A 20,767-nucleotide genomic window follows, 5' to 3' on the forward strand; every position below is an offset into this window, starting at 1 on the left:
GAAAGCTTTAGACGAGACATTTACCGCACAGTCACGATAAATGCGCCGCAGGCTCACGCGCTGCCCGGACAATGAAGCATAAAGACTTTAAACAGCCCAGCCATCTTCGGCAAAGGCTTGCAAATGCGCAAGATGCGCGGGAATGCGTAATGATTTGGGGCGAATGGCTTGCACCCGCACCGTGGCCTCGTCCAGCGGCACCTGCCGCGCCAACAGGATATTGGCAATCATCAGCCCAGTACGACCCGAGCCGCCTTTGCAATGCACGGCAATGGTTTTGCCCTCAGCGAGCATTTGCAGGATGTCGGCACTGTGCAATGCCCACTGGCTGGCAAATTCGTCGCTTGGTGCCGCGTCGTCCTCAACCGGAAAATGAAACCATGCCATACCGAGCTCGGCGCAGACTGCGGGCAAATCGGTGGCACTGTTTTCCTGCAGCTCATGGCTTGGCATCAACGTAATCACCGCCGAAGCGCCTGCTGCGTGCAAATCCTGCAAGGCGCTGCGCAAATCTACGTCTTTGGTGCCGGGGCAAGGGGTAAAAATCAGGCCGCCGCCTTCAGGCAAAGGCATGATGTCGTATGGATGGGTCAAAATGATGCTCCTTCGGTGATGTAAACAGGCGCAAAACCGCCGCCTTGCGTTCTGAAATTGGTCGTTTGTCCGCTGTACAGGCGCGCAGCAAAGAGCTGGATTTCGCCGCGATAGACATAGGCGCGAATATCGAATTTCAAATCGGCGGTCCGGTTGTCTTCAATGGCAACATAGCGCTCGCTCGGCGGCGCGATGGTTTGCGCGACGTAGTTAGCCGCCAGAATTTCGCCCCACACCCGCTTGGTCAGTTTGTCGCCGCGATACGTGGCTTTGCTGCCGTAGCCGCTGGCGGGTTTGAAAAAAAGCTGTCGCCGCTGCGACCAAAGTTCATCCGCATTGGCTGCGGTAACTTGAAAGGTGCGTGGAATGCCAGCCTGCAGGGTGGCGATGATCGAATCTGCTAACTGATAGCTCGCCAAGTGCTCCGGCGAGCTCAGCGCAGCAAGGTGGCGCTTATCAGCGTACAGCGCATGCGCGCGCGGCGTGGGCGTGACAACGACATCACCAGCGGCAAAAGCCAGCCACAAGGCTTGGGTATTGGCTTGCTCGAAATAGAAATCGGTCAGGCGGTTGTAGACCATGTCAATCGCTTCATCGCCCAGCCACAATTGCCCATCGTGCCAGCGCAACTCGCTTGGATCGGCAACCTGGCAGTGGATGCCCGCCGCTTCAAACAGGCGCTGAAACAGCAGAAATTCGGGATAAAGGTATTGCTGTTTCGGCGCTTCATCAATAATCGCAATGCTGCGCGGGCGCGCTGTACCGCGTTGCGCACACCATTCCTGCTCGAACATCGCCAGCCATGTATTTTCCAGTTCATCCAGCGTTTTGGGCGCTGCAGTCAGCGGTGGGCAGGCTTTGCAGCACGCCGTTTGCGCGCGAGCCAGTGCTAAATTCAGCATTGCGCCGCCCGCATTGGTGTTAATTTCAATCAGTTGCGGCCCGTTTTCACCCAGATGAAAGTCATAACCAAAAAACACACCATCTTGACCAAAGTCGATTTGTGCCGCCGCTGGGGCATTCGCCAAAACCTGATTTTGCCAAACAGGCATGGCCGCCAGATCGCTGACCGCGCGAATAATGGCCTGCATCTGATCGCGCTGCGCTGGCGTGATAAACACCATGGTCGCCGAAAACAAATGCGGTCGGCTGTGCGCGATCTCGTCAGCCAGCCCGATCAGATCCGGGCTCGCTTCCAGCTCGGCCTTGAGCAAAGCTGGATCTAAAAATTGGCAAGCGCATTGCTTGTTCAGCCACTCTGCGCGACAAGGCTCGATCAGTTTTTCAGCAGTGGTCATACGGCGTATTTCCGTTTCATTCTGAGCGCCACATTGACCAGCGCGATCAAGACCGGCACTTCAACCAGTGGGCCAATCACACCGGCAAAAGCCTGATCTGAATTCAAACCAAAAACAGCAATCGACACCGCAATCGCCAGCTCGAAATTATTGCCGCTGGAAGTAAATGCAATCGACGCGTTTTGCGCATACGGCAAGCCCATTTTTTTGCCGATCCAGAAGCTCGCAAAGAACATCAGTAGAAAGTAGATCACTAGCGGAATCGCAATGCGCAGCACGTCCATCGGTAGCTCGACAATCATTTCGCCTTTGAGGCTGAACATCAGCACAATGGTCGCGAGCAAGGCAATCAGTGTGATCGGCGAAATACGCGGGATAAACACCGTGTTGTACCAAGCCTCGCCCTTGGCAGCGACCAGCCACTTGCGGCTTAAAAATCCCGCCAGAAACGGTATGCCCAGATAAATCAACACACTTTGGGCAATATCCCAAATCGTGATGTGGAGCGCAAAGCCCTGCAGGCCAAACAGCGGCGGCAGCACGCTGATAAACAGCCAGGCCATTACGCTGTAAGTGATAATCTGAAACACGCTATTGATCGCCACCAGCGCCGCGCCGTATTCCTTGCTGCCGCCGCCCAGATCATTCCAGACCAGCACCATGGCGATGCAGCGCGCCAGCCCGATCAGAATCAGCCCGACCATATAGCCTGGCTGATCGCGCAAAAAGATCATCGCCAGCACAAACATCAGCATCGGGCCGACAATCCAGTTCATGATGAGCGAGAGCGTAATCGCGCGTTTATCGCGAGTGACTTCGCCGAGCAGGCTGTAATTCACCTTCGCCAGCGGCGGGTACATCATCAGAATCAGGCCAATGGCCAGCGGAATATTGGTCGTGCCGACCGACATTGCCTCATTGAACTGCGCCACTTGCGGAAACAGCACGCCGATCCCGACGCCCAGCGCCATGGCGAGGAAAATCCACCATGTCAGATTGCGATCCAGAAAACTCATTTTATGCGACGTCGATACGTCGGCGCAGGCTGGGCGGTTCATCAGGTTTGTTCCGGCTTGGGGCAGCATAATGATTCAGGCGCGCACGGCGATGCCATCATCGGCAAACATTGCTCGGGATTGCCCTCGCAGCATTCTTCGGTCAGGTAGGCGATGAGCTCCAGCATCAGCGCCAGATTGGCGCGATAGCGCATATAGCGCCCCTCCTGTTCGACCGTGACCACATTGGCATGCACCATGGATTTGAGGTGAAACGATAGATTGGTCGCTGGCAGCTCCAGCGCGGCGGCGATTTCACCGGCGACCAGCCCGGCTTTGCCCTGACGCACGAGCAGGCGATAGACATCAAGCCGCACGGCGGACGATAGGGTTTCAAAGATGGTCGTAGCTGTATTTTTTTCCATATCCCAACTATACAACAATTATTGAAATATTGAATTGATATAGTTACCATCTTTCCCACGCTGTTCAATCAGACCCATCACGCAGGAGCGCGCCATGAAAAACCTTTACCACGTTCTATTTATTTGTACCGAAAATGCTGCGCGCAGCCAGATGGCCGAGGCTTTGCTCAATCACCTGGGGCAAGGCCGCTTTAAAGCCTATAGCGCTGGCAGCCAGCCTGTGGCTCAGGTCAACCCGATGGCGATTCAGGCACTGGAACACGCACACATTCCCCATCAAGGCCTGCGCAGCAAAAGCTGGGATGAATTTGCCCAGCCCGGCGCGCCGGAAATGGATCTGGTCTTTACCTTGTGTGATCGCGCCGCAGGCGAAACCTGCCCCGCATGGCCGGGAATGCCGACGCTGGCACACTGGAATATCGAGCACCCCGACAGCGGCAGCGATGCGGCAACACAGCAACAGCGCTTTAATCACACCCTAGCGATTTTGCGCCACCGGCTGGATCTGCTGCTGGCGCTACCCTCTGAAAAGCTTGATCACCTCGCCCTTAAACAGCACATCACCCAGACTCAGGCATAAAAGGACAGCACATGAGCATTAAAGTAGGCATCAACGGCTTTGGCCGCATGGGACGTTTAACACTGCGCGCAGCGTGGGGCTGGCCAGAGATTGAATTTGTGCAGATCAACGACCCCGCTGGCGACGCGGCGACTTTGGCGCACTTGCTCAATTTCGATTCGGTGCATGGCCGCTGGGCGCATGAAGCCACGACGGAGGGCGACGACATTCTGATTGGTGGCACTCGCATTAAAACCACCCGCAATAAAGCCATCGGCGAAACCGATTGGTCGGGCTGCGATGTCGTGATCGAAGCCTCAGGCAAAATGCGCACCACCGCGCTGCTGCAAGCGTATCTGGATCAAGGCGTCAAACGCGTTGTGGTGACCGCGCCAGTCAAAGAGCCGGGCGTGCTCAATGTCGTCGTCGGCGTGAACGATCATTTATTTGATCCAACAATCCATCGCATCGTCACGGCGGCGAGCTGCACGACCAACTGCCTCGCACCGGCGGTGAAAGTGATCCACGAACAGCTCGGCATTCGCCACGGCAGCATGACGACGATTCACGACCTGACCAATACGCAAACCATCATCGACGCGCCACACAAAGACCTGCGCCGCGCGCGTTCGTGCGGCACCAGTTTGATCCCGACTTCAACCGGATCGGCCACCGCGATCACCGAGATTTTCCCAGAGTTGAAAGGCCGCCTGAACGGCCACGCCGTGCGCGTACCGCTGACCAACGCCTCGCTGACCGACTGTGTATTCGAGCTGGAACGCGCCACTACGGTCGACGAAGTCAACGGCCTGCTCAAAGCCGCGTCGGAAACGTATTTGAAAGACATTCTGGGCTATGAAGAACGCCCGCTGGTGTCGATCGACTACCGCGGCGACGCCAGATCAAGCATCATCGACGCGCTATCGACGATGGTGATCAACGGCACGCAGTTGAAACTGTACGCGTGGTACGACAATGAATGGGGTTATGTGAACCGCACGGCGGAGCTGGTACGGCTGGTGGGGTTGGTGGATCAGTAAATTCTATGAGGGGGTATTGCTCTGTAGGCATTTCTTAATAATGCATACGGAGCAATACCTATTGTTTAGGCGACAGACGTGCAGAGTATTTTAAAAGTGAGCTGGCTGGTTTCTGCTGCGCTGGCTTGGCTACTGTTAGGCGTATCGGCTTTAGGTGCGATGTTCTACCCTATCGCCGGGCCGATCCACGCCAAAATGGCAGGAGGTAGTTTGGCGATGGGGCAGATTTGGCTGACGTGTGGGCTAATGCTGATCACGGCAATTGGCGCGTATTTGCAAATTCGCCGCAAAATGCTGGGTGTGCTGTTGGTGCAGGCTTTAAGCATTCACTATTTATTGCTCGGCGCAGTGCAAGCTAGCCTGATTCTGGCAATATTTTTACTACTCATCTTTGGCTTGCCGTATTTTTTAGCAGCTCGGTCAGGCCAAGTCATTCAAGAAATCAATTAGGAAAATACAAATGAACGCGACAGTCGCTGTATTTGGGTTTTTACGTTTTCCGCCAGAAAAACTGGCTGCAGTTAGGCCACATTTGAAAACCTTGGTTGAGGCGACATACCAGCACGACGGCTGTATTGCTTATGACGTGGCTGAAGACCTGTTTGATCCAGGCTTAATTCGTTTTTCCGAGCTGTGGCCCAACGTCGAAGCCTTGCAACAACACCTTGTTGCACCACACATCGAACCATGGCGAACCGCCGCTCGTGGGTGTGGTTTGTTGGATAGAAAATTTACCGCGTATTCAGTGGACGAATCGTGGGCGGTTTAGCGCGAGGTCTCCGATTGCGCTACGCTAATCGGAGCTACGAGCTCTGAAAAGCAGTCATTTCCCGAGGGGATGCACCATGAATAAAGAGATCTCAACTTATTTGGCCAAATGCGGTAACTGTAAGCAAATTTTTGCACATCCGAGCCTAGGTGACTTTGCATATGGAGAAATAATTTTTTGTAGTATTGACGGACAACAATACACACACGCCAGTGCATTTTCTGAGTTTGCTCAAAAAATCAGTCGTTTGATGCCAGACAATTCCTCAGACTTTTGGGATGTAATTGCGTCGCTTGTAGACTCTATCGAAGATAGAAAATACTCACCTCACATTCATTGTCTGTTTTGCTCGTCAGATAACATCGAATTCTGGGAAGGTGAACGCATAGGAGTCATGAACGTTTCTGAAGCATCGTTTTTGGCTGCTGCAGCTTTACCAGAGCACGAATTAAAACTATTGGTAGCTCAAATTTGTGAATGTATTAACAACAAATAGTGCATCAATAAGTCATGTAGGGCGTGCAAATCTTGATTTGCGCACGCGGATTCGGTACAGATTCATTGTCTCGATGCGTATTCATCGCGTTCTGGTGCGCAAACCCTGCGGGTTTTCACACACTACGTAAACACTGGAGCCAAACTAAGCCATGTATTGCCCCACAAGCCTTGAGCAACAAGCCCTACAAGCCAATACCCCATAAGCGGATCACCTATGCTTTCCACCCTCTCCCCCGCCATTCGCCAATACCTCATCATCACCGGCAACTACTGGGCCTTCACCTTAACCGATGGTGCGCTGCGGATGTTGGTGGTGCTGCATTTTCATCAGCTCGGCTACTCGCCCTTGCAGATTGCGATGCTGTTTTTGTTTTACGAGATTTTTGGCGTGGTCACTAACCTCGTCGGTGGCTGGTTGGGCGCGCGGATTGGTTTGAATAAGACGATGAATATCGGCCTTGGGCTGCAGGTGATTGCACTATTGGCGCTGACCGTACCGACGGCGATGCTATCGGTGCCGTGGGTAATGGCGGCGCAGGCGCTGTCGGGGATCGCAAAAGATCTGAATAAAATGAGCGCGAAGAGCAGCATCAAGGCGCTGATTCCGGCGGGTAGCGCGGAGGCCGAGGGTAAGCTGTTTCAGTGGGTGGCGGTGCTGACTGGCTCGAAAAACGCGCTCAAAGGCGTTGGCTTTTTTCTCGGCGGCGTTTTGCTCGCGACTTTGGGCTTTGCTGGTGCGATGTGGGCGATGGCGGGCGTGTTGCTGCTGGTGTGGATTGCCAGCCTGTTGAGCTTGAAAGCGGATTTGGGCAAGGCGAAAAATAAGCCCAAGTTTGGCGAGATTTTTTCCAGCAGCCGTGCGGTGAATATCCTGTCGGCGGCGCGGCTGTTCCTGTTTGGCGCGCGCGATGTGTGGTTTGTGGTGGCGCTGCCGGTGTTTATGGCGACGACTTTGGGTTGGGCTGATTGGGCAGTCGGGACATTCTTTGCCTGCTGGGTGATCGGCTACGGCATCGTGCAATCTCTGGCACCATATCTCACCGGCAAAAAGGCGGGCAAAGTGCCCGATGGCCGTGCGGCGATGCTCTGGGCTGTGCCTTTAGGAGTTTTGACTATGGGTATTGCCCTAGGGATCAGTACTGATCTGGCCTTGGAGGCAATACTGGTCGGGGGCTTATTGCTGTTTGGCGTGCTGTTCGCAATCAATTCATCGCTGCACAGCTATCTGATTGTGAGCTACGCCAAAGAAGACGGCGCTTCGCTCGACGTGGGTTTTTACTATATGGCCAACGCGATGGGGCGGCTGATCGGTACGGTGTTGTCGGGCTGGGTGTTTCAGACTGCGGGGCTGGCGGCGTGTTTGTGGATTTCGGCCAGCTTTATCACGCTGGCGGCCATCATTTCTAGCGCTTTGCCGCGGCACTCGGCAGCGTAAAACCAGCGCCCCAATTTTCCCAATATCAATTAATGCTCGGCCAGAAAATCACGCGCCGGGATAATCACTAGCCCTGCCCTTTGCCCCGGCGGCACGTCGGGGTTGGGGAAAATAATCCGGGCGTCGTCCTCAATGATTGTAAAAGGTAGGCCAGCGTCTTCGGCCAGCAGCATGCCTTTGGGAAGCGGCGTGAAGTTGTCGGTTTTGCCGTCGATGGCAAATTTGAAATCGTGGCTGGTTTTCGGTATTTCGCGTGACACGCGGAAAATCTGCACTTGCGGCGGGATCAGCTCGGGCTGCGGCAGCTCGCCCTGGATCAGCCCGCTCAGGTAAGCGTCCATTCTGGAGAGGTCAATCGCCGTGTTCTGCCCGAACGGGCGCGCGCTACCGAGCTCGATGGTGAATGAATGCGCGTCGTAATGAAAGCTTGATGAATAGGAAAACGTGCTGGATGTCGTTGATTGCAGCAAGACCGTGTCCACCCCAGCCAGACTCAAGCGGGCAATTTCCTGCGCGCTAAAGCGACGGCCCGGCTTGGGCAGCGGGTAAATGGCGAATTTCTCGATCAGCGAGCCATGAATGGCGGTGTGCAGATCGTAGTGAAAACGTGGCGTGGTATTGCTGCCAAAAAAGCGCCCAACGTGCATTTCCAGCATCATCGCACGGCGTTTTTCGGTGCCATCTTCAACTTCCGGCTCGCGGTTAAACAGCCGGTTCATGTCTTCTTTAATAAAGCGCTGACCCGCGCGCAAGGCGGGCACATTGCCAAAAATAAACAGCACGCGCGAGCGGACGCGCAATTCTTGGCGCAAAATGCGCTCGATTAATTGCTCGACCAGCTCGACTGGCGCGGTTTCATTGCCGTGAATGCCGCAAGAGACCACCAGATCGAGCACGCTATGGCTGGCGTCGTGCGGCTCAAAGCGGATTACGCCCTCATCGAGCACCTGCACACACATCCCGTTTGGCAAGCAATACTGCAGGCCCATTGAGGTTTCGCCTGCGAGTGTTTTTTGTAAAAAGGTGGTGTGTGACATGGTTGACCTCATTGAATCGGGTTTGCGAGAAGGCAAACGGCTGTGCGGGCGTCAGTTTAGCAGCCTTCACCCTATCTGGCTTTTTCGGCGCGCAGCTTGTCGCGACATTCACCATTGCGCCCGATCTCACTCAAGCCCTGGCTTAATCGTCGCGCCCTTGCCGCTGGAAGGGGTAAATCGCGCCCAGCTGCAAAATCTGCGTCAGCTCGTCGAGTGCGGTGCGCACTTCGGTGAGCAAAGCCGGGTCGATCAAATCGTTTTCATGCAAGCGGTCGCGATAATGTTTTTGTACCCACTGCGTCAGCGCGGCGTACAGCGTGTCGTTCATCCAGACTGCCGGATTGACTGCGGCCAGCTCGGCCTGATTCAAGGCAACGCGCAAACGCAGGCAGGCCGGGCCACCGCCGTTTTGCATGCTTTGCTTGAGATTGAATACCAGCAATTCATCAATCGCCCGGTTGTCATGCACCAAATGCTGCAGGTAGGCCCACACCGCCGGCGTGTTGGCGCATTCTTCCGGCACCAATAATCGCTGTTTGCCATTGGCTTTGGCGAGCAACTGGCTGTTGAACAAATACGATTTCACCGCGTCGGCGACGCTGACCGCGCTGCTGGGCACTTCGATAAGTTCAAAGCCTGCACCAAATTTGCGGTTCAGCTCGGCGTAGACTTGCGGCGCATTCAAAAACGCCTCATCGTGGCAGAACAGCACATTCTGATTACCCACAGCGATCACGTCATTGTGAAACACGCCAGCGTCGATCACGGCTGGGTTTTGCTGCGCAAAAACGGTGTGCGTGTCGCGCAAACCATGCAGGCGCGCCACAGCCTGGCTCGCTTCCAGCGTGTGCCGCGCGGGAAAGCGCTGCGGCTCTACACGCCCGCCCCAGTGTTGCTTGCCATATACAAAAAATTCAACGCCCTGCCCGGCGTAATCGCTGCAAAAACGTGTGTGATTGGCTGCGCCTTCGTCGCCCAAAGCGGCCATCATCGGCAAGGCGGCGTGCACATTAAAATGGCGCGGATCGGCAAAGATCGCTTTCAGTGTGCGTTCGGTCTGGCGATGCTCAATCGCGCGGTGAAATTTGTTCTGCAAATTGGCCACGGTGAAATGCACGCGGGCGTCCAGCGTATCGCCCGACGGGCTCACCGTCGCGGCATTGGCCACCCACATGCTGGAGGCCGAGCACATTGCCGACAAATACCCCGGATTAGTATTGCCCACAGCGGCAATCATATCCTGATCGCTACCCGTATACCCCAGCTCACGCATTAGCCAGGTGGCTGGTCTTTCCTGCGGCGGCAGCACACCTTGCTGATAGCCCATATCGGCCAGCGCCTTCATTTTGGCCAGGCCTTGCAGCGCAGCTTCGCGCGGGTTGGCGACCAGTTTGGCGTTGCCCGTTGACGCGACATTGCCAAAAGAATGCCCGCCATAATGGTGAGTCGGGCCAACCAGGCCGTCGAAATTGGCTTCGCAACTGGTGGCGGCTTCAAAAGCGGTGTTTGCAATCATTACAGTGTCATCCCCGGAGGCAATTGGGCTGGGCAGATCAGTTGTTCGGCTTCAATCGACGCGACTGGGTAAGCGCAATAATCGGCGGCGTAGTAAGCGCTGGCGCGGTGATTGCCCGAAGCGCCGACGCCACCAAACGGCGCAGCACTCGATGCGCCTGTAAGCGGTTTGTTCCAGTTCACAATCCCGGCGCGTGATTCGCGCCAGAAGCGCTCGTACTGCTCGCGCGAGTCACTTAAAATCCCGGCCGCTAGACCAAAGCGCGTGGCATTCGCTAGCTTCATTGCGTCTTCAAATGTGGCGTAGCGCTGCACTTGCAGCAACGGGCCAAAGTATTCATCGTCAGGCAGGTTTTCAACGGCACTGACATCCAGCATCCCCGCCGACAGCAAGGCCGTTCCGGCTTGCAGATTATGCATTTCCAGCAAGCTGACCGCACCAGCGGCGATTAAACGCGCTTGTGCTGCGAGCATATGGTTAGCGGCAGCCAGCGACACCACGCTGCCCATAAACGGTTGCGGTTCGGCGTCCCAGGCGCCGACTTGCAGTTGGCTGGCCACATTCACCAAGCGTGCAAGGAAAGCATCGCCCCACTCGCCCTGCGGCACCAGCAAACGTCGCGAGCAGGTGCAGCGCTGGCCAGCTGAAATAAACGCTGACTGGATCACATGATGGAGTGCGGCGTCCAAATTAGCGTCGGCGACTTCTTCGACCAGCAGCGGATTATTGCCGCCCATTTCCAGCGCGAGGATTTTTTCCGGCTGGCCAGCAAACTGTTGATGCAGTGCGTAGCCGGTGGCTGCACTGCCGGTGAAATACAGCCCGTCGATTTGCGGATGCGCCGCGAGCGCAACGCCGGTTTCGCGGGCGCCTTGCACCACATTGAGCACGCCTGCGGGCAAGCCAGCAGCCAGCCATAATTCGGCGGTTTTTTGTGCCGTGAGTGGCGCAAGTTCAGACGGCTTGAACACCACGCAATTACCGGCGAGCAGCGCCGGAACAATATGACCATTGGGCAAATGGCCGGGAAAATTATACGGGCCGAACACGGCCACCACGCCGTGCGGACGGTGGCGCAAGACGGCAATCGCATCGCCCTGTGGCGCTTCTTTGTAGCCGGTGCGCTCTTCATGGCTTTTGATCGAGATGTCGATTTTATTAATCATCGTCGTCACTTCGGTCAGCGCTTCCCAGCGTGGCTTGCCCGTTTCCATACCGATGGTCGCAGCCAGATCGGCCTGATTGGCCTTGAGCAGCTCGCCAAAATTGCGAATCAGCGCAATGCGCGCGGCCAGATCCAGATCGCGCCAGGCGACAAAGACCGAGCGGGCACTGGCAATGGCGGCGTCAATTTCAGCAGCGCTCGCTGCACGGCCTTGCCAGATGATCGCCTGCGAAACGGGGTTTTTTGACGAAAACACCTCGCCAGAGCCTGCTTGCCATTGGCCGTGAATCAGATTGCCATGGATCAAATCGCCATCAAGTGCAGTCATTACTTACCCCTTAGCAGAGAGTACAACGGCGCGCACACTCGCCCCGTCTTCAAGATTAAGTCGTTGCAAGACATCGGCAGTTAGCGGCAGGCTGTCTTCCAATGGCCGCGTGTAGGCTATCGTTGCGCGAAAATCGGCCACTTCACCATTGCTCACTAGCCAGGCTGTACCGTTTTTGGGTGGATGCGCCACGGCCAGACTCTGATAGACGCGGCTGTCTTTGACGGCGCGTATCGTGTCGCGCGGGCATTCCAGGCTGGGGCCAGCGTCAAAAATATCGATATAGCCCTGATAGCGAAATCCTTCGGCTTCGAGCATCGCGCGTGCTGGCATGGTGGCCGGGTGGACGTGGCCAATGGCCGCCTGCGCCTCGTCAGACAACAGACAGGTATAAATCGGGTATTTGGGCATCAACTCGGCGATAAACGATTTGCTGCCGACATAGGACAGAAAATCAGCGCGGGCGAAGTCCATTTTGAAAAAATGCCGCCCCAGACTTTCCCAGAACGGCGAGCGGCCAGCTTCATCCGACACGCCGCGCATTTCGGCGATAACTCGCGGGCTAAAACGCTCAGGGCTGGCGGCCATAAATAAAAAGCGCGATTTGGACAGCAAAGCACCATTGCCGTCTTTGCGATAATCGGGAGCTAAAAACAGCGTGCATAGCTCGCTGGCACCGGTGAGATCGGACGTTAAAAACAGCGTCGGCAGCTGCTTATAGATATCGAGCTCGCGCGAAGCATGTACCGACAAACCGACGCGGTAGTTGTACCAGGTGTCGTCCATACCGACTGCGCCTTCGATGCCGCAAATGCCAGCCAAAGCCCCGGTTTCATCGTCTTCGAGCGCAAACAGATAGCTCGCCTGCCCCAGCTCGGGTTCGCCATTGAGGCTGGCGATGCTGGCCTCAATGCGTTTGGTAAATCGCTCTGGATTGGCCTGCAAAGTGGTGACGCCCACACCTGCGCTGCTGGCCAGCGCCAGAATTGCATCAAGATCGGAAAGACGGGTGGGACGGATCAGCATTGAGATAAGCCTAAGGTCGAAAGACAAGACTTACTCAATGTAGCAAAGGCCTATTGCAAAGCGTATTGGGTCTATCCGCAAGGGATGAAAGGCAGCCAGAGCTGGTTCAGCACCGCTGTAAAGCTCAGGCAGACAAAGCCTAGTTCCTGAGCAGCAGGCTGCGCGCGCCCTCAAAGCGGCTGGCAAAATAGCTATTGCTCATCGACTCGATCCGCACCTTGCCCTTGCTCGACGGCGCGTGGATGAAATTGCCATCGCCCAGATAAATGCCCACATGCGAGAAAGGCCGGCCCAGCGTATTGAAGAAAACCAGATCGCCCGGGCGCAAATCGGCACGATCTATCGTGCGGGTGGCTTGCGCCATTTCGGCGGCGGTACGCGGCAGATCGAGCTGCAGCGCATTTTTATAGACATATTTAACCAGGCCACTGCAATCGAGACCGGCTTCCGGGTTATTGCCACCAAACTGGTAGCCGGTATCGAGCAAACCAAGCGCCACCATAATGACTTCGCGTGCATCGCCATTGACCTGAATTTTGCTTAGGCTGGGCTTGGAGGGTATAGGCTTGTGGGGCTTACTGGATGAGGGTTTGGTGCTGCTACACCCCCAGAGTATTGAGCCCAGCACCAGCAAGACTGTGAGCGAGCGGGCGATTTTGATTGTGCGCTTAAACATCGGCCAGCACTTTGATGTGTTCGGTCACGCTACGCGCCAGCGCGGATAAATCGTAACCGCCTTCCAGCAAGGACACGATGCGCTTTTGGGCGTGCGTTTCAGCCACTTTCATCAGCTGCTTGGTCACCCAGGCATAATCGGCCTCAACCAGCCCCATCGAACCCATATCGTCCTCCAGATGCGCGTCAAAACCGGCCGAAATCAGCAGCAATTGCGGGGCAAAATCGTTGAGCGTAGGCAGCCATTTTTCCAGTACCACCTCGCGAAACTCGGCACCACGGCTGGCACGCGGCATGGCCACATTGAGCATATTGGCACCTTTGGGTACATCGCCGCAGTAAGGGAAAAACGGATGTTGGAAAATGCTGACCATCAGCACGCGGGGCTCGTCGTAAAAAGCGTCTTCGGTGCCATTGCCGTGATGGACGTCAAAATCGACAATCGCCACACGCTCCAGGCCGTATTGCGCAATCGCATGCCGTGCTGCCACAGCAATATTATTGAAAAAACAGAAACCCATGCCGCGCTCGCGTTCGGCATGATGCCCCGGCGGGCGAATCAGGCAAAATGCGTTTTGCGCTTTGCCGCTCATGACCATATCGACGGCCTGCACCCCGGCGCCAGCGGCATAGTAGGCGGCGTTGAGTGAATAGGGATTCATCGCGGTATCGGGCTCCAGATGCACATGACCGGTGGCCGGAGACATCAGCGCCAGCTTGTCCAGATAGGCTTCGGGATGAACGCGGGCGAGCTGCTCGCGGGTGGCAGGGTTGGCATTGATGTGTAATAAATAGTCCCAGATGCCCGAGGCCATCAATCGGTCGCTGATCGCCGCAATCCGCTCCGGACATTCCGGATGCCCTTTTCCCATTTCATGCATACTGCATGCAGAATGGCCGATCAATGCAGTTGCGCCGCTAGAACCGTACAATGGCTTTACCTATTTAGCTGTATGCTTTCAAATACCAAAGCAAAAGTTTTCACCCATCGATGCTTGGCCTGGCCGCAGTGTTTGAATTGCCCAGAGTCAGCACCTTGCCCGAAAACTTTTGTCTGTCTAATGTTTCTAAAGTTTACGCCCCAGACGCAGTGAGGAAAAGAATGACACCCCAAAGTCGTGAAATGTTGCAACGCTTGCATCAGGCCGAGCAGCAGCTCAATCAGATCATTCTGGGCAAAGCCGCCACCATGCGCCTGGCGCTGATCGGCATTCTGGCGCGCGGCCATCTGCTGCTGGAAGACGTACCCGGTGTGGGCAAAACCACGATGGCGCATGCTCTGGCTACTGTGCTCGGGCTGCGCTTTGCCCGGGTGCAATTTACCAGCGATCTGCTGCCAGCCGATTTGCTCGGTGTTTCAGTTTACGAGCGCAGTGCGGAGGCGTTCCGCTTTCATCCCGGACCGATTTTCACCCAGGTATTGCTGGCCGACGAGATCAACCGCGCCACGCCCAAAACCCAGTCTGCGCTACTGGAAGCCATGGCCGAGCAGCAAGTGACGATAGACGGCGAGACAAACGCACTGCCAACGCCGTTTTTTGTGATCGCCACCCAAAACCCTCAGGCCCAGATTGGTACTTTTGATTTGCCCGAATCGCAGCTGGACCGGTTTTTACTCCGATTGGAGCTGGGCTATCCGGACGCCAAAGCCGAGCGCGCCTTATTGCAGGGCATCAGCCGTCAGGATGTACTCGCCCGGCTGAGCCCCATGCTGTCTGCCGAGCAATTGCAAGAAGCGCAACAGGATATTGCGCAGATCAAGCTGGCCGAACCCTTGCTCGATTATATTCAGGCGCTGATTTCGGCCACCCGGGAAGACCAGCGCTTTAGTTGCGGCCTGTCACCACGCGCCGCGCTGGGTCTGGTACAAGCCTGCAAGGCCAGCGCCTGGCTGGAAGCGCGCAGCATGGTGATTCCTGAGGACGTGCAGCGGGTTTTCCCAGCACTGGCCGGACATCGGTTGATTCTGCGTCAAAGCGGGCGCTCTGACCCGCATATTGCCGAACAGCTGATGTACAGCGTAGCGATACCGTAAATGCCGATCCCCGCTGCACTCCTGTCATTCTGGCGGCCCTACTGGCAACGTTTTCTGGCCCGACGTCACCCCGTCGAGAGCGGTAAAGTGCGCATACGCCACCAGCGTTTGTATATCCTGCCTACCTTATATGGGCTGGGTTTTGGCATGATTTTCATCACCATGCTGGTGGGCGCGCTCAATTATCAGCTCAGTCTGGGGTTTTTCTTTGCCTTTTTGCTGCTGGGGATTGCGCATGCGATTTTGCTGCGCACTTACGCCAATTTGCTGGGGCTGCAGCTCAGTTGCGGCACGCCGATTCCGGTATTTGCTGGTGAAAATGCCTATTTTCCGCTTACTTTGCTTAATGAAAAACGCCAGCCGCGTTTTGGCGTCACCATTCAAGCCAGGCAACAAGCCGAATCGGCCAGCACGCATATTCCCGGGCAGGATCATCAACTGCTGGCCCTGCCGGTACAAACCCGGCTGCGCGGCGTGCTGGCTCTGCCCCGCCTGACGATCAGCAGCACCATGCCGCTGGGTTTTTTTCGCTGCTGGACGTATCTGGTACTTGATGGCGTGGCGCTGGTTTATCCGCAGCCCGAACCGGACCCGCCCCCCCTACCCGATCACGGCACATTAAGCGACGGCAAAAAAATGCAGGCCAGCGGCAACGAGGATTTTGCTGGCTTGCGCGAGTTTCAGCGTGGCGATGCGCTGCATGATATTGCCTGGAAACAAAGCGCGCGCACCGAACAAATCCTGATCCGCCAACATCAATCGCCGATTGGTGCCACGCTCTGGCTCAATTTTGACGAACTGGCAGGCCTGCCCGTTGAAGTGCGGCTATCGCGCCTTACAGCCTGGATATTGCAGGCCGAAAGCACCCAGCGCCCTTACGGGCTGGCTTTACCCGCGCAGCAATTCCCACCCGCTCTGGGCCACGATCATTTACATCGCTGCCTGAGCGCGCTGGCGCAGTACCCGGGAGGCGTGACATGACTCCGTCACGATTGCGGCTGGTCAGCGCCAGCGATTTGCAATGGCTGGGCGGCGCGCTGGCGCTCAGCTGTTTTCCACATTTGCTGGAACAACCCCTCTGGCTGGCGCTCAGCCTGGCGGCTATTTTGCTGCTACTCACGCGGCTGAGCGCCGATCAGCGTGCGCGCCTGCCGCGCTACAGCCACCTGATGCTGGGTGCGGTTGTCGCTGTACTGGTATTTCAAGCCTACCACACGCTGGTCGGTCGTGAAGGCGGCGTAGCCATTCTGATGGCGCTCAGCATTGTCAAACTGCTGGAGACCCGCACGCTGCGCGATGTTCGCGCTTTGCTGTTGCTGATTTTTTTGCTTTCGGGCATGGCTTTATTGCATGGTCAGGCACCGTGGCAGGCAGCCTACGCTTTGCTAAGCACGCTGGCTGCTCTGTATGTCGCCCAGCGCATTGAGCTGGATAGCACACTCCCCATGGGTATTAATCTGAAAATCTCATCCAGAATGATTCTGGAAGGTATACCCATTGCTATCCTGCTATTTGTCCTTTTCCCCCGCCTGCCTGCACCATTGTGGGCGATTCCTGATCATTTAAGTGCCAAAACGGGTCTTTCTGGCGATCAGATGACGCCGGGCAGCATCGGCAATATGATCCAGGATGAAAGTGTTGCTTTCCGTGTCAGCTTCAAGGATCAAGCCCCCTCTCAGGCACAAATGTACTGGCGCGGGCCGGTCTTCGAGGATTTTGACGGCATCAGCTGGCAACCGGCCTACGGCCGAAATAGCGATCAGAATACCTTGCGCTTTCAGGCCGTGCCGCAAATCATTGGTGAAGGTGAGATTTACAGCTACAGCGTCACGCTGGAACCGCATCAGCAAAGCTGGTTGCTGGCACTGGATATGCCAACGCAAATCCCAGCCAACGCCAATCTGAGCAATCGCCTGCAAATAGTCAGCAATCAGGTGGTCAGCGAGAAAAAACGCATCGCGCTGAGCGCACAACTCAGCTGGCGCACGGTGAACGACAGCCCGCACCAAATCGAGCGCAGCTTACTCCTGCCCGCCGATCTAAACCCGAAAAGCCGTGCACTCGCCTTGGGCTGGGCTCATCTGCCGCCCCGGCAACGTGTAGCCGCCGCGCTCAATTGGCTGCGTAATAATGATTTCAGCTACACCCTTAGCCCACCGATACTCAGCAGCCGCCACCGCGTCGACGAGTTTTTATTTACCCACCGGCAAGGCTTTTGCGAACACTACGCCAGCGCGTTTACTTTCCTGATGCGGGCCGCCGGTGTCCCCGCGCGGGTGGTCACTGGCTATCAGGGCGCACAACAAAATGCCGACTACTGGATAGTCCGGCAAGCTGACGCACACGCCTGGACTGAAGTCTGGTATGCCGATCAGGGGTGGCAGCGCGTGGATCCCACTTTTGTGATTGCTCCTTCTCGTATTACGGCAGGTATAGGATTGAGCATTGATAGTAGCGAGCTACCCTTTATGATGCGCCAGGATAATGCCTGGCTTAGAACTCTGCGCCTGAAGGCGGATGTCCTCGTTCACGGTTGGAATCAATGGGTGGTGGGGTACGATCAGAAACGCCAGAATGAGTTACTGAAAAAACTGGGGATTGATGATTTTCTATCCAGCGCCTTTTTGCTATGGCTGATGGGTGGGCTATTGACGATTCTGGGCGGTTTTGCCGCATGGCTGCTGTATAAAAACCAGCCGCCACGCCCTGACGCCGCCAGCCGTCTCTTTCGGCGTTTTCTCCGCAAACTCGCGCCGCTGGACAAAGCCGCTAGCGAAACCGCGCAAGCCTTTGCAGCACGAGCTCAGGCGCAATACCCGCATCTAACCCAGCACATTAAGGCGATCACACACCTCTATCTCAATGCTCGCTACGGCAATGACCCGGCCGCCTTGCAAGCACTTGAACAAGCAGTCCGGCAAATGCCGCGGGCCCGCCAGCCTTGAAAAACGGGCTGTCGAACGACAGCCCAAACAGCGACTCCGACTTGCCCCGCAGGAAACTTTCACGTCACACCACCGTCATAGTCGGCCAAGGCTATGCCTCAAATCAATCCCAGCTCACATCGGACGGACAAAAGACCGTAATTCGGTAGATTTTAATAGCTTCAAAGGCTAGAATGATCCGCCTTTGTTGGGCTTACAAACGGAAACTATTTTTATGTTTATCACACCTGCATTCGCATCGGCCGCTCCGGCAGAGCCAAACGCGTTCATGTCTTTCTTGCCAATGATCGTGATCTTCGTGATTTTCTGGTTCTTGATGATTCGTCCGCAACAGAAAAAAGCCAAAGAACACCAAGCCATGCTCGGCGCGCTGCAAAAGGGCGATGAAGTAACCACCAGCAGCGGCATGCTGGGCCGTATCAGCAAACTGAACGATCAGTACGTGACTCTGGAAGTAGCCGACGGTGTTGAAGTTGTTATCCAGCGCGCGGCGATTGGCCAGCGCCTGGAAAAAGGCACTTTGAAAGCAAACAAGTAATCCACAAAATAATACTAACCGAGCTGGCGGCAGCCTTGCCGCAGCTCAGGGGTTCAGCATGAATCGCTATCCACTCTGGAAGTATGTCCTCCTGATTGTCACGCTTGTCCTGGCAACTTTGTACACCCTCCCCAATTTCTTTGGCGAAAGCCCGGCAGTCCAGGTTTCCAGCGGACGGGTCACGGTTAAAGTGACTGATGCCATGGTGCAGCAAGCCAGCAAAATTGCGGCAGCTGCAGGCGTGACACCGATCGACGCTTACTTCGAGGCGGGCTCGGTCAAGCTGCGGTTTAAAGACACCGACAGCCAGATCAAGGCCAAGGATGCGATTCAAGCTGCTCTGGGTAGTGATTATGTAATTGCACTGAATCTGGTTTCAGACACACCCGCCTGGCTGGCCAAACTGCACGCCAAACCCATGGTTCTGGGTCTGGACTTGCGCGGCGGTGTGCACTTTCTGCTTGAAGTGGACATGAAAGCGGCGGTCGACAAAGCGCTGGAAAAAACCGCTGGCGACATTCGCCGCGACCTGAAAGCCAAGAAGGTGCGTTACGGCAAAATCAGCAAGGAACGTGACCGCGTCGAAGTTCAACTGCGCGACGCCGAAACGCTGGCAGCAGCCAACAAGGCGCTGCGTGACACGCTGGTCAATCTGAAAGTTGAAACGGTGAGTAGTGATGGCAATTACAAACTGATCGTTACCTATCCAGAAGCGGCTTTGCTGCAACTGAAAAATGACGCAGTCAAACAGAACATTACTACCTTGCATAACCGGGTGAACGAATTAGGCGTCGCCGAGCCGGTAATTCAGCAACAAGGTGAAGGCCGTATCGTTGTCCAGCTGCCAGGCGTGCAAGACACCGCCAAGGCCAAAGACATTCTGGGCCGCACTGCCACACTGGAAGTTCGGCTGGTTGAAGATGATCAAGCCAAGCTGGCCGAAGCAATCAATGGCAATGTGCCAGCCGGCTTCGAGCTGATGACCGAGCGCCGTGGCAGCGAGGGTGAAAGTGTGCCTATCTTACTGCGCAAGGAAGTGGAGCTGACCGGTGAAAACATCAACGATGCGCAAGCTGGTTTTGATGAACAAAACGCCCCTGCGGTGCATCTGGGTCTGGATGCAACAGGAGCATCCATCTTCAAGGATCTGACACGCGAAAACGTGAACAAACGTATTGCGATGATTCTGGTTGAAAAAGGCAAAGGCGAAGTTGTCACTGCGCCTGTGGTGCGCGGCGAAATTGGCGGTGGCCGGGTGCAGATTTCAGGCTCGATGAATGTTACCGAAGCCAACGACACCGCCCTGCTGCTGCGCGCGGGCTCGCTAGCTGCGCCGATGGATATTGTTGAAGAACGCACCATTGGTCCTTCACTGGGTAAGGAAAACATCAGCAAGGGCTTTAACTCTACGCTGTATGGTTTTGCCGCAATTGCAATTTTCATGATGATTTACTACCGCGTCTTCGGTGTGGTTTCCACGCTGGCACTGGGCGCAAATCTGTTGTTCCTGATCGCGCTGCTGTCATTGCTGGGCGTCACGCTCACTTTGCCGGGTATTGCGGCGATTGCCTTGACGCTGGGGATGGCGATTGACTCGAACGTACTGATTAATGAGCGGGTACGTGAAGAGTTACGCGATGGACAAAGCCCGCATATGGCAATCCAGAATGGTTATCAGCACGCATTCGACACCATCTTGGATTCGAATATCACCACGCTGATCGCGGGTCTAGCCTTGCTGATTTTCGGCTCGGGTGCGGTTCGCGGTTTTGCCTGGGTGCATTGCCTGGGGATTATGACCTCGATGTTCAGCGCGGTATTCGTATCCCGCGCCCTGATTAATCTGATTTATGGCCGCCGTCGCAACTTGACTACGCTGTCAGTGTAAG

General features: G+C 55.8%; 21 protein-coding genes. 11 read left to right on the plus strand and 10 right to left on the minus strand.

What is annotated here, in order from left to right; all coding sequences use genetic code 11:
• Positions 1 to 87: 87 nt before the first annotated feature.
• From ABHF33_RS01670 to ABHF33_RS01685, 4 genes are read right to left on the minus strand one after another with little or no spacing between them, the layout of a single operon-like run.
• The gene (locus ABHF33_RS01670; RefSeq protein ID WP_348945337.1) at positions 88 to 594 is read right to left on the minus strand and encodes a phosphatase domain-containing putative toxin; all 507 of its coding nucleotides are present in this window, start codon (positions 592 to 594) and stop codon (positions 88 to 90) included.
• A complete protein-coding gene (locus ABHF33_RS01675) occupies positions 591 to 1,892 on the minus strand; it encodes a hypothetical protein (protein ID WP_348945338.1) in 1,302 nt (433 codons plus the stop codon). The genes ABHF33_RS01670 and ABHF33_RS01675 overlap by 4 nt, the downstream gene beginning before the upstream one ends.
• Positions 1,889 to 2,950: an ACR3 family arsenite efflux transporter gene (gene arsB, locus ABHF33_RS01680; RefSeq protein ID WP_348945339.1), complete on the minus strand. Its 1,062-nt coding sequence runs from the start codon at positions 2,948 to 2,950 to the stop codon at positions 1,889 to 1,891. The genes ABHF33_RS01675 and arsB overlap by 4 nt, the downstream gene beginning before the upstream one ends.
• A complete protein-coding gene (locus ABHF33_RS01685; RefSeq protein ID WP_348945340.1) occupies positions 2,950 to 3,312 on the minus strand; it encodes an ArsR/SmtB family transcription factor in 363 nt (120 codons plus the stop codon). Before ABHF33_RS01685 ends, arsB begins: the two co-directional genes overlap by 1 nt.
• A 94-nt stretch (positions 3,313 to 3,406) precedes the next feature.
• On the opposite strand from ABHF33_RS01685, the gene ABHF33_RS01690 reads away from it, so the two are divergent.
• The 6 genes from ABHF33_RS01690 to arsJ all read left to right on the plus strand — a co-directional run bounded on the left by ABHF33_RS01690 (position 3,407) and on the right by arsJ (position 7,613).
• Complete coding sequence (locus ABHF33_RS01690; protein WP_348945341.1) at positions 3,407 to 3,892, plus strand: arsenate reductase ArsC; 486 nt, start codon at positions 3,407 to 3,409, stop codon at positions 3,890 to 3,892.
• Positions 3,893 to 3,903: 11 nt separating this feature from the next.
• Complete coding sequence (locus tag ABHF33_RS01695) at positions 3,904 to 4,911, plus strand: ArsJ-associated glyceraldehyde-3-phosphate dehydrogenase (RefSeq protein WP_348945342.1); 1,008 nt, start codon at positions 3,904 to 3,906, stop codon at positions 4,909 to 4,911.
• A 78-nt stretch (positions 4,912 to 4,989) separates the two neighbouring features.
• Positions 4,990 to 5,361, plus strand: a complete 372-nt coding sequence (locus tag ABHF33_RS01700) for a hypothetical protein (RefSeq protein WP_348945343.1) — start codon at positions 4,990 to 4,992, stop codon at positions 5,359 to 5,361.
• A gap of 10 nt (positions 5,362 to 5,371) precedes the next feature.
• Entirely contained in the window at positions 5,372 to 5,680 is a 309-nt protein-coding gene (locus ABHF33_RS01705) for a putative quinol monooxygenase (protein ID WP_348945344.1), read from the plus strand.
• 76 nt (positions 5,681 to 5,756) lie between these two features.
• Positions 5,757 to 6,176 carry a hypothetical protein gene (locus tag ABHF33_RS01710; protein WP_348945345.1) on the plus strand — a complete coding sequence of 140 codons (420 nt, stop codon included), beginning with the start codon at positions 5,757 to 5,759 and terminating at the stop codon, positions 6,174 to 6,176.
• A 216-nt stretch (positions 6,177 to 6,392) separates the two neighbouring features.
• Entirely contained in the window at positions 6,393 to 7,613 is a 1,221-nt protein-coding gene (gene arsJ / locus ABHF33_RS01715; protein ID WP_348945346.1) for an organoarsenical effux MFS transporter ArsJ, read from the plus strand.
• 29 nt (positions 7,614 to 7,642) lie between these two features.
• Here arsJ and astE read toward each other — a convergent pair whose 3' ends face one another.
• From astE to ABHF33_RS01745, 6 genes are all read right to left on the minus strand, one after another.
• Positions 7,643 to 8,650: a succinylglutamate desuccinylase gene (gene astE, locus ABHF33_RS01720; RefSeq protein ID WP_348945347.1), complete on the minus strand. Its 1,008-nt coding sequence runs from the start codon at positions 8,648 to 8,650 to the stop codon at positions 7,643 to 7,645.
• A gap of 142 nt (positions 8,651 to 8,792) precedes the next feature.
• On the minus strand, positions 8,793 to 10,166 hold the full coding sequence (gene astB / locus ABHF33_RS01725; RefSeq protein WP_348945348.1) for an N-succinylarginine dihydrolase: 1,374 nt from the start codon (positions 10,164 to 10,166) through the stop codon (positions 8,793 to 8,795).
• Positions 10,166 to 11,659, minus strand: coding sequence for a succinylglutamate-semialdehyde dehydrogenase (gene astD, locus ABHF33_RS01730; protein WP_348945349.1), 1,494 nt, complete (start codon positions 11,657 to 11,659; stop codon positions 10,166 to 10,168). The genes astB and astD overlap by 1 nt, the downstream gene beginning before the upstream one ends.
• Before the next feature lie 3 nt (positions 11,660 to 11,662).
• Positions 11,663 to 12,685 carry an arginine N-succinyltransferase gene (gene astA, locus ABHF33_RS01735; protein ID WP_348945350.1) on the minus strand — a complete coding sequence of 341 codons (1,023 nt, stop codon included), beginning with the start codon at positions 12,683 to 12,685 and terminating at the stop codon, positions 11,663 to 11,665.
• A 139-nt stretch (positions 12,686 to 12,824) separates the two neighbouring features.
• Positions 12,825 to 13,361 (minus strand): C40 family peptidase, encoded by a 537-nt coding sequence (locus ABHF33_RS01740; protein ID WP_348945351.1) that lies wholly within the window; start codon positions 13,359 to 13,361, stop codon positions 12,825 to 12,827.
• Positions 13,354 to 14,241: a histone deacetylase family protein gene (locus ABHF33_RS01745; RefSeq protein WP_348945352.1), complete on the minus strand. Its 888-nt coding sequence runs from the start codon at positions 14,239 to 14,241 to the stop codon at positions 13,354 to 13,356. Before ABHF33_RS01745 ends, ABHF33_RS01740 begins: the two co-directional genes overlap by 8 nt.
• A 221-nt stretch (positions 14,242 to 14,462) precedes the next feature.
• Between ABHF33_RS01745 and ABHF33_RS01750 the strand changes: the two genes are divergently transcribed.
• The 5 genes from ABHF33_RS01750 (at position 14,463) to secD (ending at position 20,766) form a co-directional block, all read left to right on the plus strand.
• Entirely contained in the window at positions 14,463 to 15,395 is a 933-nt protein-coding gene (locus tag ABHF33_RS01750; RefSeq protein WP_348945353.1) for an AAA family ATPase, read from the plus strand.
• Entirely contained in the window at positions 15,396 to 16,376 is a 981-nt protein-coding gene (locus ABHF33_RS01755) for a DUF58 domain-containing protein (protein ID WP_348945354.1), read from the plus strand.
• Positions 16,373 to 18,340: a transglutaminase TgpA family protein gene (locus tag ABHF33_RS01760; protein ID WP_348945355.1), complete on the plus strand. Its 1,968-nt coding sequence runs from the start codon at positions 16,373 to 16,375 to the stop codon at positions 18,338 to 18,340. Before ABHF33_RS01755 ends, ABHF33_RS01760 begins: the two co-directional genes overlap by 4 nt.
• A gap of 268 nt (positions 18,341 to 18,608) precedes the next feature.
• Complete coding sequence (gene yajC / locus ABHF33_RS01765; RefSeq protein ID WP_348945356.1) at positions 18,609 to 18,878, plus strand: preprotein translocase subunit YajC; 270 nt, start codon at positions 18,609 to 18,611, stop codon at positions 18,876 to 18,878.
• A 58-nt stretch (positions 18,879 to 18,936) separates the two neighbouring features.
• The gene (secD, locus tag ABHF33_RS01770) at positions 18,937 to 20,766 is read left to right on the plus strand and encodes a protein translocase subunit SecD (RefSeq protein WP_348945357.1); all 1,830 of its coding nucleotides are present in this window, start codon (positions 18,937 to 18,939) and stop codon (positions 20,764 to 20,766) included.
• Position 20,767 lies beyond the last annotated feature (1 nt).

This window comes from Chitinibacter sp. FCG-7 (assembly GCF_040047665.1).
GTDB lineage: Bacteria > Pseudomonadota > Gammaproteobacteria > Burkholderiales > Chitinibacteraceae > Chitinibacter > Chitinibacter mangrovi.